This is a genomic window from Abiotrophia defectiva ATCC 49176, assembly GCF_000160075.2.
GTDB lineage: Bacteria > Bacillota > Bacilli > Lactobacillales > Aerococcaceae > Abiotrophia > Abiotrophia defectiva.
The window spans coordinates 161497-178899 of record NZ_KI535340.1 but is presented as its reverse complement, the minus strand read 5'-3'; the positions used below and the strand labels follow the sequence as shown (position 1 = coordinate 178899).

The window sequence follows — 17403 nt, the reverse complement described above, 5'->3', positions numbered from 1 at the left end:
GCCTTAAAAGCCAAGTAAAATTCGACTATTAAAGAATAAATTGCAATTATGACTAGACTAATCGGCTAGAATTTGATAAAATAGATGCTAAGTAGGTTCACAAATCGTAAAAATTTTCTGAACAACGCTTGAGTATTGCCTTAGGAGGAACTGGTAGATGACAGAAACTGTAGAAAACCAACAATTACAAACAATGGAGGATGCTTTGGATAGCGTCTTAGACATCAAACCTGGTGATGTCGTAAAAGGGGACGTCTTGGCTTTTGAAGATAACCAAGTGCGTGTCTCAATTAAAGAAAGTGGCGGTTTAGAAGGTGTAATTCCACGTCGTGAACTTTCAGCAAAACCATTCAACGAATTTACTGAAGTAGTAAATATCGGTGACGAAGTTGAAGTAGTGGTTTTAAAACCAATCCGTGATAAAGAAAACGGGAACTTCTTACTCTCAAGAAAACGTCTTGAGTCTAAGAAAGTTTGGGCTGAGCTCAAAGAAAAATTCGATAACAAAGAAATCATCACAGCACCTGTTAAAGAAGCTGTTAAAGGTGGTTTAGTGGTAGATTTAGGCTTACGTGCCTTCGTGCCAGCTTCTATGGTGGATTCTTTCTACGTAGAAGATCTCAAAGTATACGTAGGTCAAACCTTAGACTTTGTCATCGTTGAACTTGATGAAAAAGAAAACCGTTTAATCCTCTCTCACAAAGAAATCGCTGAACGCGAACGTGCAGAGAAACGTGCAGCTGCTTTAGCTAACTTGGTAGAAGGTTCTATCGTTGAAGGGACAGTTGCTCGCTTAACTAACTTCGGTGCTTTCGTTAACTTGGGCGATGTAGATGGTTTGGTTCACTTGAGCCGCATCTCTCACTCTCACATCCGCAAACCAGGCGATGTCTTGAACGTAGGCGACAAAGTAAATGTTAAAGTACTTTCAGTTAACCCAGAAGACGGCCGTGTATCCCTCTCTATCAAGGATACTTTAGAAGGCCCATGGGATAACATCCAAGAAAAAGCTGGTGAAGGGACTGTCCTCAAAGGGACTGTTAAACGCTTGACTGACTTTGGTGCTTTCGTAGAAGTATTACCTGGCGTAGAAGGTTTGGTACACATTTCTCAAATCTCTCACGAGCACATTGCAACTCCAGGTGAGAAATTACAAGAAGGTCAAGAAGTTGACGTGAAAGTATTGAGCGTTAACCCAGAAGACCAACGTTTATCATTGTCTATCAAGGCTTTGTTGGAACGTCCAGCACGCCCTGAAGGCGAAGTAAGCGACAAACCAAAACGCGAATCAAAACCACGTAAACCTAGAGCTAAAGCTGAACCAGCTCCTACAATCGTAGCAGAAGCAGAAGGTTTCACTTTAGGTGATGTGTTAGCTGGTGCTTTCGGCGACCTTAACACCGAAGAATAAGCCACTGTAACCACGAAAGACTGGCCTGAGCGTCAGTCTTTTTCGTGTCATAAACCCAAAATGAAGGAGGAGACCTTATGTCCATGCCAACCGTGGCCCTCGTAGGCCGCCCAAATGTGGGGAAGTCCACAATATTTAACCGATTGGTGGGGGAGAGACTCTCCATTGTTGAAGATTATCCAGGGGTGACGCGTGACCGTATCTATGCGACGGGTAAATGGTTAGGCCGTGAATTCCGTGTCATTGATACCGGTGGGATTGATATGATTGATGAGCCCCTTATGGATCAAGTGCGCTACCAAGCTGATATTGCCATGGAAGAGGCAGATGTCATTGTTTTCTTGACCAGCATGCAAGAAGGTTTGACGGATGCAGATGAGGCTATTGCCCATCGCTTGCACCGGACTAATAAGCCAGTTGTCCTGGCTGTCAATAAGGCAGATAACCCAGAAATGCGCCAAATGGTCTATGATTTTTATGCCTTGGGGCATGGCGATCCCTATCCTATTTCCGGTTCCCATGGGACGGGTTTAGGGGATCTCTTGGATGCCGTTGTGAGCCATTTTCCAACAGACTTGGCTGAAGCTGAGGAAGAAGATGTCATCAAGTTCTGCTTTATTGGTCGTCCTAATGTCGGTAAGTCCAGTTTAGTTAACGCCATTCTTAAGGAAGAGCGGGTCATCGTCTCCAATATTGAAGGGACCACGCGTGAAGCAGTCGACACCCATTTCACAGATGAAGAGGGAACGCGCTATACCATGATTGACACTGCCGGTATTCGTAAGCGAGGCAAGGTCTACGAAAACACTGAAAAGTATTCAGTGCTGCGGGCCATGTCCGCCATTGAACGTTCTGACATTGTCTGTTTGGTCCTAGACGCTGAGACTGGGATTCGGGAACAAGACAAGAAGGTAGCCGGTTATGCCTATGAGGCAGGCAAGGGCATGGTCATTCTGGTCAATAAATGGGATGCCGTAGACAAGAGTGATAAACTTTTTGAGACCTTTACCAAGGAGATTCGTGCGCATTTCCAATATTTGACTTTTGCGCCAATCCTCTTCGTTAGTGCTCATACAGGCCAGCGGCTCAATAAGTTGCCTGAACTCTTGAAGACCATCTACGATAATCGTCACCGTCGCATTCAATCTTCAGTCTTGAATGATGTCTTAATGGATGCAGTCGCTATGAACCCAACCCCAACAGATAAGGGCCGTCGCCTCAAGATTTACTACTTAACTCAAGTAGCTGTCAACCCACCAACCTTCGTGGCGTTTGTTAATGATGTTGAGCTCATGCACTTCTCTTATGAGCGTTTCTTAGAGAACCAATTGCGTCAATCATTTTATTTTGAGGGAACCCCGATTAAATTGATTACGAGAGCGCGACAATAAGGCGAAAAGTGCTAAAAAATCAAATTTTAAAGGGCGAATCTATTGTATTAAAGCCTATTATGTGGTAATCTATACAAGAAATAGCAATATGCTATGGAAAAACGCGTAACCACGCATACTTTAGGAGGAGTTTTATTATGGCAAACAAAGCTGAATTAGTAGAAAAAGTAGCAGCTAAAACTAACTTAACTAAGAAAGATGTAACGGCAACTGTTGAAGCGTTGTTCGAAACCATCCAAGAAACTTTATCAAAAGGTGAAAAAGTTCAAGTAATCGGCTTCGGTACTTTCGAAGTTCGTGAACGTGCAGCTCGTAAAGGCCGCAACCCACAAACTGGTAAAGAAATCAAAATCGCTGCAAGCAAGGTTCCAGGTTTCAAAGCTGGTAAAGCCTTGAAAGACGCTGTTAAATAATAACAGTCATTCATAAGTAAGTAACAGAGGTTGAAACTTAGCTTTCAGCCTCTTTTTCTGTTTAGGACAAGTGACTTGATAGTAAAAAAAAGGTCCTGGGAGTTTAACCCAGGTCCCTAGTTATTTTATGCTACAAAAGCTCCATGACATCCACCATGTCCTTAAAGTGCTCAGTCTGATTATAGGCAATGAGCTGGAATTGGCCATGTAGGTATTTAACGGTTGTGACGGAGGCATTGGCTAAGGGTTCGCCTAACTCGAAATCCGCTACTAGACCATGGATGAGGTTCTGAATGGTGAGGCCATGACAGACTACCAAAATTATCTGGTCGCTGCCAGCATGACGATTTAAGAGTTCTAAGAGGCCTGTTTCGACACGTTGCCAGAATTCTAGATAGTTTTCTGCCAAGCCAGTTGGATCAGAGGCCTTCATCTTGTTCATGGTCGCCTCTACTTGGATGCCGGCATCACGTGGCAGTCCCAATTCATGGTTAGTTTCAGCAATCATGTCCCGCCAGATAGATTGCGCTTCAAGGCCTTCGTAATAGCCGAAGAAGACTTCACGGAATTCTGGCATGGGGGTAATGGTTAAATCTTGGCTATGGTGATTCTCCTCTAATAAAATCTGAGCCGTTTTGATGGTCCGACCCAAATCGCTTGTGTAGACCGCATCGAATTTGACGTCCGCAAGGCCACGGCCTGATTGGTGGACAATTTCCAGGCCTTCTGGGGTCAGAGGGGCATCAGCCCAACCTTGGAAACGTCCCAAACGATTGAGATAGGTTTCGCCATGTCTGACGAAGTAGAAAGTAACACCTTTAGTCATTGGATAGCCTCCTTATCTTATACAGTTTCATTATATCATTCTGGCCCCCGACTGTCATCTGAGGTTATGTTTTTTGCTTATAACCAACTATAGGAATAAAATCAGCTAAAAGACTTGGCCAGTAAGTGCATTTTAGGCTAAAATGTGGTAACCTTAATATTGTCTATTCTACTCTGCAAAAATACAGAGAACTATTAAACTATAAACAACGAGGGAATGATTATTAATGAGAACAGTGAGACGCCTGAATAACCATTCAGAGTCGCGCATTGATTATGGGATTATCCTGAACGTCATGATTTTGGCCATTATTGGCTTAGCGAGCCTTTATGCCACAACCGTCATGATTGAGAACAAATCCATTTTGCCGACACTCTACCATGCACTCTGGTACTGTATTGGGGCCATTGCTATTTTAGTGGCTATTCAATTTGATAGCGAACAATATTGGAAGCTGTCTACTATCTTTTATGGGGTGGGGCTAGTCCTCTTGATTGCCGTCCTCTTCTTCCACGACCGAGGGTTAGCGGCCGATACAGGGGCGCGTTCTTGGTTCCGCTTAGGGCCGATTAGTTTCCAACCTTCGGAAATCTTCAAGATTGCCTATATCGTCTTTATGGCCCGGATTATTACGGAACATAATAATGAATACACCAACCGTAGTATCAAAACTGACTGGCTACTGCTAGGGAAAATTCTTCTATTCGCTGCCCCGGCCCTTTTCTTGATTCAACGTCAAAATGACTTGGGGACTAACTTAGTCTTGCTAGCTATTACTGCGGGTATGGTGTTAATGTCAGGTATTTCCTGGAAGATTCTATTACCTATTACCCTAATCGTCACCATTGTAGGGGGGACGCTCATTTACTTAGCTGCCTTCCAACGTGATTTCTTGTTGAGTACGGGCTTAGTTCGACCTTACCAAATTGCCCGGATTGACTCTTGGTTCCGTCCATTCGATGACACACGTGGGGATGCCTATCAGTTGGCTCAATCCATTAAGGCCATTGGGTCAGGACAGTTATCTGGTAAGGGCTTTGGTATCTCTCAAGTACCTGTGCCAGTCCGTGAGTCTGACTTTATTTTTACAACCATTGGCGAGAACTTTGGTTTCATTGGGGCAGGGGTGCTACTCTTTGTCTACTTTATGTTAATTTACCAAATGGTGCAAACTTGCTTTGAGACCAAAAATGAATTCTACACCTATATTGCTACAGGTGTTATCACTATGATTATGTTCCATATTTTAGAAAACATCGGGATGAATATTGGGCTCCTGCCTATTACAGGGATTCCGCTACCTTTCGTTTCGCAAGGGGGTTCTGCTCTCTTGGGAAATATGATAGGGATTGGCTTGATACTTTCCATGCGTTATCACCATCGCTCCTACATGTTCTCTAGCCAGAACGACTCAGAATTCTAACCGATGAAGAAAGGATTAAGTACTATGAAACGTTATGGCAATCAACTTTGGGTCCAAGTAGTTGGCCCTGACCGTTACCGTATCGGCATGACAGACCAGCTCCAATGTGATGCAGGCGATATCTCTTACGCCAATATTGCACCACTAGGAGCATTAGATGTCGATGATACCCTAGTTAATTTAGAAGCTTCTAAGGCGGCCATTGAGGTCGCTAGTCCCCTCAAAGGTCAGGTAGTAGCGCGGAACGAGGCAGCGGAGACAAATCCTGGCCTCTTGGATTCTAAGAATCCGTCGGACCACTGGCTAATTGAATTAAGCCAAGTGGATACTCAGGCTTTTGAGGCACTCGCTGAAGAGGAATAACCCCACTCACTAGCTCTCTAGCTAGATATAGAAAGAAGGAATGACCATGCGGCCAGTAATCGGTGTAACGGGCAACATTATGCAAGCCCCTGAAGATAAATTCAAATCCTTTAAAATTAACTATTCCCCATGGGGATACACGGAGGCAGTGCGCCTGGCCGGCGGGACTCCGGTCATCCTACCTTTGACGGAACCGACTTGTGCAGCCCACTATGTCAGTCTCATTGATGGTTTGGTTTTGACTGGCGGGGAAGATATCTCGCCTTATCTCTACAATGAAGAACCTCATGTTAATATTGAAGCTACTTCGCCAACGCGTGATGCGGTTGAAACAGCTTTGATTAAGGAGGCTTTGGCACAAGGTAAGCCGATTTTAGCCATTTGCCGAGGTATGCAACTAGTCAATGTTGTATTGGGTGGGAACCTCTATCAGGATTTAGCGGGTCAAGCCAATGTGACCATTCAGCACGTCCAAAAATCACGTCCAAGCATGGCAACCCATTCCATCAAGGTAAAAGCCGGTAGCTACCTGTCTCAATTAGTGGCCGATGGTTGCCTTATTAACTCCATTCACCACCAAGCCATTCGTGAATTAGGAGAGGGCTTAATCGTGTCAGCCCGCAGTAAGGATGGAGTTATCGAAGCGATTGAAAGCCAAGAAGGTTCCCTCATTCTGGGAGTTCAATGGCATCCAGAGCGCTTGACCAAACACGATGAATGCAGCATGGCGATTTTCCAAGATTTAATCGAGCGCGCGCTTGAGGCTAAGCAAGCCTAGGTAAAGCCAAGGAGTAAATAGAAGGGAGGGAACAGGCATGACTTTTCAAGCTAGCATCAACCAAATCCGCAAGGGCCAATTAGGGGCCAATTACTTTCTAGTTGGTACCGAGCGCTATTTGCGGCAACAGTTGCAGGATGCCCTGATTGATCAAGTAGATCAGGCAGGTAGCTTTGAAGTTAGTCGCTTTGACTTGAATGACACGGAATTAGCTGCCATTCTGGACGAGGCAGATGCCTTCTCTTTCTTTGCTGATAAGCGTGTTGTCCTAATCGATAATGCTCAGATTCTGGTTTCAAGTTCTAAGGTTAAGGTAGATGATCAAGATCAAAAGCGTCTCCTTGCTTATTTGGCAGATCCTAATCCTGCGAGTTTGCTAATTTGGATCTGTGACAGTAACCAAGTCGATAAGCGCAAGAAGCTGACTAAGGCTTTCCAGGCCCAGGCAAAATGGGTCGATGTGGCGCCTTTAGACGCCAAGGGAATGGGGGCCTATCTCCAAGCCTACCTCAAGGAAAGTAGCCTCCAGATTAGCCGTGAGGGGCTAGAGGAGCTACGTATGAGGGTTAATGACGATTTGACCTTGGCTATGGCAGAACTCCATAAATTAGCCCAATACAGCAATCAGGGAAAGCCAATTACGCTAGAGGTCATCAAAGACTTAGTACCCAGAAGCCTTGAGACGGATGTCTTTAGCTTGTCACAGGCAGTTTTGAAGCGAAAGTTGAGTCAGGCGGTCCAAATCTACCAAGATTTACTCCTAGCCAAACACGAGCCCGTGGCCTTGCACGCGCTCTTGGTCAGTCAGTTTCGTTTGTTGATTCAGGTCAAATTGCTTGGCCACCAAGGCTATCAGCAAGCTGAGATAGCGCAACAGTTGGGTGTCCATCCTTATCGCGTTAAATTGGCTTTAGAGACTGTCAGACGCTTAGATTTAAGACAGCTCTATGATTTCTATCATGCGCTGGCTGAGGCTGATTTTCAGCTCAAACAAGGCATTGGCGTCAAGGAGATACAATTTGACTTGTTAGTGAGTCGTTATATGACCGGGAGTCCCTAATTACTGGAGCAAGTACTGTTCCAGTAATTTTTTTGTTTCAAGGGCAAAAAAAATAAGCTACCCTCAAGGTAGCCTACTTTCTTAGTTAGCTTTAAGTAAACGAGCCAAACGTGACTTGTCACGAGCTGCTTTGTTTTTGTGGATTAAACCTTTAGTTGCTGCGCTGTCGATTTCTTTAGCAGCTAGACGGAATAATTCCTCAACGTTTGATTCGCCAGCTTCTACTGCAGAACGGAAACGTTTAACCGCAGTACGCATTGCAGAAACGTGTGCACGGTTGCTTTCAGTCTTAGTAGCTGTTTGACGGATACGTTTTTTTGCTGATGGGTTGTTAGCCATTTGAGTCACCTCTTTCATTGCGATTTGTCTATAGTCCGAAGGACTAAGTCAACAAGCCTTATTATACATGAAAACCCGGTCAGGATGCAATAAAAAGATGGAAAATAATTCAAATTCGTCTAGCTTTACTTCTAAGTCCTTGGACTAGACAGGGGGCTAGGTTTTTGTTATGATGAGAAAAGAAGCGAAAATTTGTTCGCGCATGGATTGAGCAGTCAGAAGGAGGAGAGGGCATGGATTTTCAATTAGTAGCTCCCTATAGCCCAAGTGGGGATCAACCAGAAGCAATTGAAGCCTTGGTCCAAGGTGTCAATGATGGCGTTAAGGAGCAGGTCTTGCTAGGGGCGACAGGGACCGGTAAAACCTTTACCATTGCCAATGTTATTAAGCAAACGGGCAGACCGACCTTAGTCTTGGCCCATAATAAGACCCTAGCTGGGCAGCTTTATAGCGAGCTTCTAGAATTTTTCCCAAACAATGCGGTCGAGTACTTTGTCTCCTACTATGACTACTATCAGCCTGAAGCCTATGTGCCATCGTCTGACACTTATATTGAGAAAGACGCCAGCATTAACGACGAAATCGACAAGCTCCGTCATTCGGCTTCTTCAGCCTTAATTGAACGCCGAGACGTTATCGTGGTGGCCTCTGTTTCCTGTATTTATGGCTTGGTTGACCCTGAGAACTACCGCAATCATGTCTTGTCCTTGCGAGAAGGCATGGAAATTCCTCGTAATGTTCTGTTAGCGCGTTTGGTTGAAATGCAATTTGTCAGAAATGACATTGACTTTCAACGGGGGACCTTCCGAGTAAGAGGTGATGTGGTGGAAATCTTCATGGCCTCACGCGACAAGGAAGTGGTTCGGGTGGAATTCTTCGGGGATGAGATTGAACGCATCCGCGTCGTTGATTTCCTAACTGGCGAAATTAAGTATGATGTAGACCATTATCCTATTTTCCCTGCGACTCACTTTGTGGCCAGCCAGGAACAAACAGCAGTGGCAGTCGAGTCCATTCGTCAAGAATTGGAAGAGCGCCTAGCCGAATTACGGGCAGACAATAAATTGTTGGAAGCGCAACGTCTGGAGCAAAGAACCACCTATGATTTGGAAATGATGTTGGAAATGGGCTACTGTAGTGGGATTGAGAACTATTCGCGCCATATTGATGGCCGGGCACCAGGTCAAGCCCCATACACACTCTTAGACTTCTTCCCAGATGACTTTCTGATTGTAGTGGATGAGTCCCATATCACTATGTCGCAAATCCGCGGTATGTATAATGGTGACCGGGGACGCAAGCAACAGTTGATTGATTACGGCTTCCGTTTGCCGAGTGCACTGGACAACCGACCTTTGCGACTGGAAGAGTTTGAAGAGCATGTTAACCAGATTATCTATGTTTCTGCGACACCAGGGCCTTATGAGCTAGAGCATACGGGTGGAGAAGTCATTCAACAAATCATTCGACCAACGGGCCTCTTGGACCCAGTGGTTGAAGTACGACCAATTGAAGGCCAAATCGACGACTTAGTGGCTGAAATCAAGGCTCGCACTGAACGAGACGAGCGAGTTTTCATTACGACCTTAACCAAAAAAATGGCAGAAGATTTGACCGACTACCTCAAAGAGTTAGATATCAAGGTCAAGTATCTACATAGCGACATTAAGACGCTGGAGAGAACGGAAATTATCCGTGACCTTCGTCTGGGTGTCTTTGATGTCTTGGTGGGTATCAACCTCTTGCGGGAGGGCTTGGACGTGCCAGAAGTCACTCTGGTAGCTATTCTGGATGCAGACAAGGAAGGCTTCCTACGGAGTGAACGTTCCTTAGTTCAAACCATTGGTCGAGCAGCCCGTAATGCGAATGGGCGCGTCATCATGTATGCTGATCAAATTACGGCTTCTATGCAGTATGCTATTGAAGAAACAGAGCGACGTCGTTCCATCCAAATGGCCTATAACCAAGAACATGGGATTGTTCCTAAAACTATTAAGAAGGAAATCCGTGACTTGATTCGAATTACCCACGATGTTGAGAACGAAGATAAGCAAGAATCCCTCCTCAAGCAGTTCCGCAAGCTATCTCGCCTACAAAGAGAAGAACAGCTGGAACGCTTGGAGATGGAAATGCGACAGGCCGCCAAGGATCTCAATTTCGAGGCTGCCGCCGATCTGCGTGACATGATTATGGAGCTTAAGGGTGCCTATAAATAAGCTTAAGGCAGGAAGTGACTTCCTGCCTTTTGAGCTATTGGCATGACAAGTAGATAAATTTACTGGAATCTTTTGATAAAATTCAGCTGATTTGGGTAAATCAGTCTTTCCATTCTTGCTTAAATCTCCTATAATAGAAGTGTCTATATATTTAAACAAAGAATAAGGTGATGGTATGCAACAGGAGGTAAAATTACGAGGACTAGATGGACTTAAAGGTCTACTTTTATTGGTTCTTATAGGCGTTGGGATTTTTCAAGGTGACTTATTGGCGGGCCAATTGGTTCCCCTCAGTCTCTTCACTGTCCTTGGTTATCAGTGGGCCTATCGTTTAGAACGGCAGCAGGACCTTCCCTTTTGGCGTCACTGGCAAGCCGTCTGGTCTGCTTGGTTGCCAGTCTTGTGGTTGACGGCTATCACCACGATTGGCCTCTTAGGACTTAATTTTCCGCTCTTAAATCAAAGTAAATTTGATTTGATTTTTAGTCCGCTTTTAGTCGAAAATATCAGACAGCTTTGGCTAGGTGGGGTAACTAGTTTAAGTCTCGATGCCACAAGTGGTCTTAAGAGCCTATGGTATCTAGGTCATGGGGTGCAAGTAGCAGGGCTGGTTGCGCTCATTAGCTGGCTTCTAGGTCGTACAAGTCTAAGTCTGCTAGGTAAAGGCATGGTTTGGATGGTCATTCAGGCTAGCCTATGGCTATTGGCTGGTTTTGGTGTGATGAATGGTAGCCCACTTGCTTATATCGAGCTAGCCTTTTATGCCTTGGCTTTTGTGTCTGGGGTTTCCATGGTCTACCTCGTACCGGTTCTGCTCAATCAAATTTACCGTCTTTCTAGCAAGTATGTCTTCTTAATGGGTTTAGGCCTACTAGGTAGCTTAATGCTTTTGGCCTTCTTCCTTAGCCAAATTTGGACAACTGCGCTTATGGGTCTGGTATGGACTGCAGTAGTGCCACTCTTTACCACTTGGCTTATCTTGTCGTACGTAGCCGGGACTCCAGTCTTGCGTCGTATTCTGGAGTTTTCAGCTTGTGTGGCCTTGGGCCACCGTCTCATTCATTATTATGTGGCCTATGCCTTTGTGACTTTCTGGTTAGCAAATGGTCCCTTCTGGTTACAAGTGATTCTAGCAATCTTGTTGGGTGAAGTACTCTACTGGCTCTTAGTTAAGGGGCTACCGCAGCTGTACTTCTTCAATGGTCGCTCTTGGATTAGCGATTATTATGCCTTCTATCAAGCCATGGCTGAAAAGAATCTCAAGACCTGGCAGCTAGTCGGAGCCATTGTTATCTTCCTTTTACTCTTTGTTAGCATTTGTGTCCTAGGTTTACTAGTTCTGATTCAGTAAAGTAGGATTTTAAATAAAGAAACAGCAAGCCTTAATAATTCAGGCTTGCTGTTTTTATTAGTTCCCTAGCCAATGAAGTGCTTCATTAGGCTAGGGAGTTTTTCACTAATCTGATGGGGTAGGACCACCCATTGCGTTTGAGCCAATTCTTGTGCTAGGTAGGAGTGGAGGAAAACGGCACTGCATAGGGCTAAATTAAAGTCATCAGGGAATTGAGCCAAAAAGGCGGCGACCATCCCTGCCAAAGTGTCGCCCATGCCGCCGGTCGCCATAGCCGGTGTGCCGACTGTCAATTGGTAGCAGGAACCATCCGTCAGATAGAGTTCCGTGCCTGGTTTCTTGAGTACTAGGTTGAAGCCAAGTTGTTTTTGAACGGCTAGATTGGCTTGGGGAGTCTGGTCCTCAATAGCTAGATCAGATAGACGTTGCCATTCAGCCTGGTGGGGTGTAATCACAATAGGTACTCCACTAGGTACAGGATGGGGATGGCGAGCCAAGAGCGTTAAGGCATCACCATCTAAGACTAATTTTTGTCCAGGCTTTAGCCAATCTAGAATCCGATGCAGACGTTGGCAGGAAAAAGCATCCAGTCCCATACCTGGTCCTAGCAAAACTAGATCAGCTGCTTGCGTTAACTCCTTAAGCTGAGCTAGATTAGACCAGTCACTGACCATGGCCTCAGGCAGGCGAGCGTGGAGAGCGGTGTGGTTGGCGACATCCGTTGCAACTGTCGTAAGTCCGCTACCTGCGTAGACAGCCGCTTGAGCAGCCAGGATAATGGCACCACCTAGTTGAGCATTGCCTCCTACAAGGAGCGTACGCCCAAAAGTTCCCTTATGGGATTGGCTAGGTCGCTTAGGTAAACGATGGGCTAGCCCATCGTAAGTTAAAGGCTGAAACATGACAGTCACTCCTTTGGACTTAGGTCTTATACACTTTTATTATAGCACTTCTAGTTCAAACTAGGCTAGTTTTGCTTAGCCACTGGTGGGAGAGAATGAGCCAATATTCTGCATATAAGCTAATAAACTGACCTATATCTTGGGGTCAGTGCCTAAAAATCAACTAATATTCCTGATTTTGGGCATTTTTAACAGCCTAGTCATTGAATTTTTGACGTATTTGTTTCATAATAAAGAACATAGATAATCGTGAAAGGACGTGTTAATATGGCTGAAACCTGGTCTAAGGTGGTAGTCTCACTCGACACTCTGGATCCAGCAATGATTGATTTACTCAGTCATCTACTCTTTGAAGCTGGGGCCATTGGGGTGGAAGTGGATTATGCCCAAGGCTATTTGGAGAACCACCCTAATTTATTTGGAGAATTAGCGGAACCACTGCCCAAAGAACGTCTGGAGCACGAGACAGAGTTAATCGCCTTCTTCGAAGAGATGCCAGATCTAGATAGTCTCAAGACCCAGTTGGAGAGCCAGTATAGTGATCCGCTTCGCCTTGAAGCCAGCGAGATTGAAAATGAAAATTGGCAGGAAAATTGGAAGGTTAACTATAAGCCTGAGCGTATCAGTCGCTACCTAACCATTGTGCCGATTTGGGAGGACTACCAAGCCCAAGCAGGTGAACAAGTTATCTACTTGGATCCAGGTTTGGCCTTTGGGACAGGCAATCACCCAACTACTCAACTAGGGGTTCAGGCACTTGAAATGTACCTGCGTGGAGGCGAACGCGTCTTAGATGTCGGTACGGGGTCGGGTGTTTTAGCCTTTGTAGCGGCCGCCTTAGGTGCCAAAGAAGTGTGGGGCTACGACTTAGATCCTCAAGCTGTTGACAGCGCGCTTCAAAACTTGGTTCACCAGCAGGAACGTCAAGATGAATTGGCTAAAGTATTCAAGGAAACGCCGATTCATTTCCAAGTTAAGGATTTGCTCAAAGGGGTAGACTGGCCAGTAGAAGTGATTGTCGCCAATATCTTGCCTCATATTCTGGTTAATATGTTAGAAGATGCTCATCGCTTACTAACAGAAGATGGTTACCTGATTCTGGGTGGAATTCTCAATGAGAAGGCTGACCAACTGATAGAAGACTTAGAAGCACATGGTTTCCACCTTGTTCAACGGGTCCAACTAAAGGGCTGGACAGGTCTGGTAACTCAGAAGCAAGAGGTTTAAAGCATGCAACGTTATTTTATCGACCAAACTGGCTTACTTGTCCAGGACTTAGTGAGTCTGAAGGCTGATGATAGTCGGCATTTCCTAAGAGTTATGCGATCTCAGCCTGGTGCTAAAGCTTGGCTAGTGACTGGAGACGGGCAATGTTACTTGGCCCAATTAGAAGGAGAGGTAGACCGACTAGCTCAGTTCCGCCTCTTAGAGCTCCAGGCAGAGGCAGACCGAGTAGAATTACCTGTTGAGGTCACCATTGCCTGTGGTTTGTCCAAAAATGATAAGCTAGATTACATTGTCCAAAAGGGAACCGAATGTGGCGCCAGCCATTTTCAACCCCTGGCCCTCAGTCGAGATGTCGTCAAATGGGATAGCAAGAAGGCTGGCCAACGTCTAGACCGCCTACAAAAAATTGCCAAAGAAGCAGCCGAGCAATGTCACCGCCTTCGCATCCCTCAAGTGGCCCAGCCCCTAAGTTTAGCTCAATTACTGGCTCAGTCGGCTGACTATGATGCTTGCTTAGTAGCCTATGAAGAGGATGCCAAACAAGGCGAGCATAGTCGCTTACGTCAAGCCTGCCAAGCCCTTAAGGGTCAAGCAGGTGCCAAGGTCTTGGTCGTCTTTGGCTCAGAAGGTGGCCTGGCGCCAGAAGAAGTTTCTCAATTATGTGAAGCGGGCTTCCAGACGGTCGCCTTAGGACCGCGGATTCTCCGCGCGGAGACGGCCCCAATCTATTTCTTATCAGCCTTATCCTATGCCCTAGAACTTGAATTATAAGGAAGGAGTTTATTTTATGGAACTCGCAAAATACATTGATCATACGGCGCTTAAGGCCGATACTGGCCGTGCCGCTATTGAAAAACTCTGCCAAGAAGCCCGCGACTATGGCTTTATGTCGGTCTGTGTCAACCCGACTTGGGTGGCTACCGCTCATAGCTTACTAGAAGGTTCAGATGTTAAAGTCTGCACGGTTATTGGCTTCCCCTTGGGGGCCAACACTTCAGCGGTAAAAGCCTTTGAGACCCGCACTGCTATCCAAGAAGGGGCGGATGAAGTCGACATGGTCATCAACATTGGTGCTGCAAAAGACGGCAATTGGGACCTAGTCAAAGCGGATATCCAAGCCGTAGTGGGGGCTGCTAATCATCAAGCTTTAGTTAAGGTGATTTTAGAAACATGTCTTTTATCCAAGGAAGAAATCGTCAAAGCCAGCCAAGTAGCCAAGGAAGCTGGCGCTGACTTCGTTAAGACCTCGACCGGATTCTCAACTGGCGGCGCAACTGTCCAAGATATTCGCCTAATGCGGGAAACAGTCGGACCTGACATGGGAGTTAAGGCCAGTGGTGGTGTTCAAAATCGAGAGGATGCCTTGGCTATGATTGAAGCGGGCGCCAGCCGAATTGGCGCCTCCAAGGGGATTGCGATTGTGACCGGTCAGGCTACAAGCAATGCACCAGGAAGCTATTAGTAATTGCAAGTAAGAAAGGAAGAGTAGGATGGCACAAGCACCAGATTTAACGGCCGCAGATGTCATGGCCCTCTGCGAAAGCTACATGAATGAAAAGCATGTGGCCTTCGTTAAAAAGGCGTTGGATTTCGCCACAGAAGCCCACAAGGAGCAATTTCGCTTATCGGGAGAAGCATACATCGTGCATCCTATTCAAGTTGCTGGAATTCTCGCCCAACTCAAGATGGACCCTGATACGGTCGCGACCGGCTTTCTCCATGATGTGGTGGAGGATACTGACTATACTCTAGAAGATATCGTCCATGAATTTTCTGAGACGGTCGCCTTCTTGGTAGATGGCGTCACCAAGTTGGGGAAATTTAAGTTCCAGAGTAAGGAAGAAGCCCTAGCGGAAAATCACCGTAAAATGCTCTTGGCCATGGCTAAAGACATGCGGATTATCATGGTCAAACTGGCTGACCGCCTTCATAATATGCGGACCCTTAAATTCCAGAAGCCGGCTAAGCAAGTGGAAAAATCGCAAGAAGCCATTGAGATTTATGCGCCTCTGGCTGACCGTTTGGGGATGAATCTGATTAAGTGGGAATTGGAAGATATCGCTCTACGCTATACCAATCCCGATGCCTACTATCAGATCGTCAATTTGATGAAGTCCAAGCGGGAAGAGCGCGAGACCTATATTCAAGAGGCCATCAAGGATATTAACGAGGCCATCGAAGAGCTACATATCAAGGCCGATGTCTATGGTCGTCCAAAGCACATTTATTCTATTTATCGTAAGATGGTCAAGCAAAATAAGGATTTTGATGAAATCTATGATCTCTTAGCCATTCGGGCCTTGGTACCGACCATTAAGGACTGTTATGCTGTCCTAGGAGCGGTCCATACCAAGTGGAAACCAATGCCTGGTCGCTTCAAAGACTATATCGCCATGCCTAAGGCCAATCTCTATCAGTCCATTCATACGACGGTTATCGGTCCACATGGTAAGCCAGTCGAAATTCAGATTCGGACCTTCCAAATGAACGAAGTGGCGGAGTACGGGGTTGCAGCTCACTGGGCCTACAAGGAAGGTAAGACCCAGCAAGTCCGCGAAGATGAAGCCATTAAGAAGCAACTAACTTGGTTCCGCGATATTGTGGAATTGGAAGATGAAGCCAAAGATGCTGGCGAGTTCATGGACTTCGTGAAAGAAGACATCTTCAAAGACCAAGTCTATGTCTTTTCACCTAAGGGGGATGTCTTCGAACTGCCTAATGGGGCGGGACCCTTGGACTTTGCCTACCATGTCCATACGGATGTGGGGCAGAAAACCATTGGGGCCAAGGTCAACGGCAAGATTGTGCCGCTTAACTATAAGCTCAAAAACGGGGATATCGTGGATATCTTAACCAACCCCAATTCCAATGGGCCAAGTCGTGACTGGTTGAAATATACCGCTACTTCCAAGGCACGTAACAAAATCAAGCGTTACTTCAAGCTACTTGATCGCGATCGCAATAGTGAACGTGGTCAAGCCATGGTGGAAGAAGAGCTCAAGAAAAATGGCTATAGCCTTAAACAATTGGCTAAGAAGGCCTATGAGAAGGAACTCTTTGAACGCTATAATGTGCCGACTTTGGCGGACCTTTTTGCAGCCGTAGCCTTGGGCGAAGTGTCGGCCATTAGTGTCTATAACTTCTTGCATAGCAAGGAACAGAAGGATGTCCCACCGGCAGAGCCTCTCACTAATGAACAAACCCTCAACAAACCTGAGACCGAGGCCATGAAGATCCAACATGAAAATGGCGTCATGGTGCGTGGGGTTAATAACCTTATGATTCGGCTCAGTCGTTGTTGTAGCCCGGTTCCGGGTGACCAAATTGTGGGTTACGTGACACGAGGACGGGGGATTTCAGTTCACCGTAAAGACTGTCCTAACCTACTCAATGAACCTGATTTGCAGCAACGGACCATTCCAGTTGAATGGGAAAGCACTGGCCAGCTTGGTGCCGACTATGTCACTGAGATTCGGGTAGTGGGCTTTGACCGCAATGGTCTCATCAATGAAGTCTTGCATGTGGTCAACCACTCGGTTAAGACCTTGCGCAATGTTAACGGGAAAGTTGACGACAAGACTTCAACGGCAACAGTCACCATTAAGGTTGCCATCTCCAATACGGCTCAACTAGAAGACCTCATGGTTAAATTACGTAGCATTCCGGATGTTTATGAAGTAACCCGGGTCAATAATAAGTAGGA

16 protein-coding genes are annotated in these 17403 nt (G+C 46.0%); 13 read left to right on the top strand and 3 right to left on the bottom strand.

Features of this window, described 5'->3' with window-relative positions; genetic code table 11:
* The first annotated feature begins 157 nt into the window (after positions 1–157).
* The 3 genes from rpsA to GCWU000182_RS00840 all read left to right on the top strand — a co-directional run bounded on the left by rpsA (position 158) and on the right by GCWU000182_RS00840 (position 3215).
* Positions 158–1411 carry a 30S ribosomal protein S1 gene (rpsA, locus tag GCWU000182_RS00850; RefSeq protein WP_023390833.1) on the top strand — a complete coding sequence of 418 codons (1254 nt, stop codon included), beginning with the start codon at positions 158–160 and terminating at the stop codon, positions 1409–1411.
* 77 nt (positions 1412–1488) lie between these two features.
* Positions 1489–2802: a ribosome biogenesis GTPase Der gene (gene der / locus GCWU000182_RS00845; protein WP_023390832.1), complete on the top strand. Its 1314-nt coding sequence runs from the start codon at positions 1489–1491 to the stop codon at positions 2800–2802.
* A gap of 137 nt (positions 2803–2939) precedes the next feature.
* Positions 2940–3215: an HU family DNA-binding protein gene (locus GCWU000182_RS00840; RefSeq protein WP_023390831.1), complete on the top strand. Its 276-nt coding sequence runs from the start codon at positions 2940–2942 to the stop codon at positions 3213–3215.
* 130 nt (positions 3216–3345) lie between these two features.
* On the opposite strand, the gene GCWU000182_RS00835 is transcribed toward GCWU000182_RS00840, so the two are convergent.
* On the bottom strand, positions 3346–4041 hold the full coding sequence (locus GCWU000182_RS00835) for a histidine phosphatase family protein (RefSeq protein ID WP_023390830.1): 696 nt from the start codon (positions 4039–4041) through the stop codon (positions 3346–3348).
* A 226-nt stretch (positions 4042–4267) separates the two neighbouring features.
* Here GCWU000182_RS00835 and GCWU000182_RS00830 point away from each other — a divergent pair, with 226 nt between their 5' ends.
* Genes GCWU000182_RS00830 through holA form a run of 4 tightly spaced genes read left to right on the top strand, consistent with a single transcriptional unit; the run spans position 4268 to position 7665 of the window.
* Positions 4268–5464, top strand: coding sequence for an FtsW/RodA/SpoVE family cell cycle protein (locus GCWU000182_RS00830; protein WP_023390829.1), 1197 nt, complete (start codon positions 4268–4270; stop codon positions 5462–5464).
* Positions 5465–5488: 24 nt separating this feature from the next.
* The gene (locus GCWU000182_RS00825; protein ID WP_035363825.1) at positions 5489–5827 is read left to right on the top strand and encodes a glycine cleavage system protein H; all 339 of its coding nucleotides are present in this window, start codon (positions 5489–5491) and stop codon (positions 5825–5827) included.
* Between the two features lie 46 nt (positions 5828–5873).
* Positions 5874–6605, top strand: coding sequence for a gamma-glutamyl-gamma-aminobutyrate hydrolase family protein (locus GCWU000182_RS00820; protein ID WP_035363823.1), 732 nt, complete (start codon positions 5874–5876; stop codon positions 6603–6605).
* 37 nt (positions 6606–6642) lie between these two features.
* On the top strand, positions 6643–7665 hold the full coding sequence (gene holA, locus GCWU000182_RS00815) for a DNA polymerase III subunit delta (RefSeq protein ID WP_023390826.1): 1023 nt from the start codon (positions 6643–6645) through the stop codon (positions 7663–7665).
* Positions 7666–7746: 81 nt separating this feature from the next.
* On the opposite strand, the gene rpsT is transcribed toward holA, so the two are convergent.
* Positions 7747–8004, bottom strand: coding sequence for a 30S ribosomal protein S20 (gene rpsT / locus GCWU000182_RS00810; protein WP_035363821.1), 258 nt, complete (start codon positions 8002–8004; stop codon positions 7747–7749).
* A 233-nt stretch (positions 8005–8237) separates the two neighbouring features.
* Between rpsT and uvrB the strand changes: the two genes are divergently transcribed.
* Together uvrB and GCWU000182_RS00800 are read left to right on the top strand one after the other, a co-directional pair.
* Positions 8238–10220, top strand: coding sequence for an excinuclease ABC subunit UvrB (uvrB, locus tag GCWU000182_RS00805; RefSeq protein WP_023390824.1), 1983 nt, complete (start codon positions 8238–8240; stop codon positions 10218–10220).
* Between the two features lie 175 nt (positions 10221–10395).
* On the top strand, positions 10396–11571 hold the full coding sequence (locus GCWU000182_RS00800) for a hypothetical protein (RefSeq protein ID WP_023390823.1): 1176 nt from the start codon (positions 10396–10398) through the stop codon (positions 11569–11571).
* Between the two features lie 65 nt (positions 11572–11636).
* Here the strand turns inward: GCWU000182_RS00800 and GCWU000182_RS00795 are convergent, their stop codons facing one another.
* Positions 11637–12473, bottom strand: coding sequence for an NAD(P)H-hydrate dehydratase (locus GCWU000182_RS00795; RefSeq protein WP_023390822.1), 837 nt, complete (start codon positions 12471–12473; stop codon positions 11637–11639).
* 267 nt (positions 12474–12740) lie between these two features.
* Between GCWU000182_RS00795 and prmA the strand changes: the two genes are divergently transcribed.
* From prmA to GCWU000182_RS00775, 4 genes are read left to right on the top strand one after another with little or no spacing between them, the layout of a single operon-like run.
* A complete protein-coding gene (gene prmA / locus GCWU000182_RS00790; protein ID WP_023390821.1) occupies positions 12741–13700 on the top strand; it encodes a 50S ribosomal protein L11 methyltransferase in 960 nt (319 codons plus the stop codon).
* 3 nt (positions 13701–13703) lie between these two features.
* Positions 13704–14471: a 16S rRNA (uracil(1498)-N(3))-methyltransferase gene (locus GCWU000182_RS00785; protein WP_023390820.1), complete on the top strand. Its 768-nt coding sequence runs from the start codon at positions 13704–13706 to the stop codon at positions 14469–14471.
* Between the two features lie 16 nt (positions 14472–14487).
* On the top strand, positions 14488–15162 hold the full coding sequence (gene deoC / locus GCWU000182_RS00780; protein ID WP_035363818.1) for a deoxyribose-phosphate aldolase: 675 nt from the start codon (positions 14488–14490) through the stop codon (positions 15160–15162).
* A 28-nt stretch (positions 15163–15190) separates the two neighbouring features.
* A complete protein-coding gene (locus GCWU000182_RS00775; RefSeq protein ID WP_023390818.1) occupies positions 15191–17401 on the top strand; it encodes a RelA/SpoT family protein in 2211 nt (736 codons plus the stop codon).
* The last annotated feature ends 2 nt before the right edge of the window (positions 17402–17403 follow it).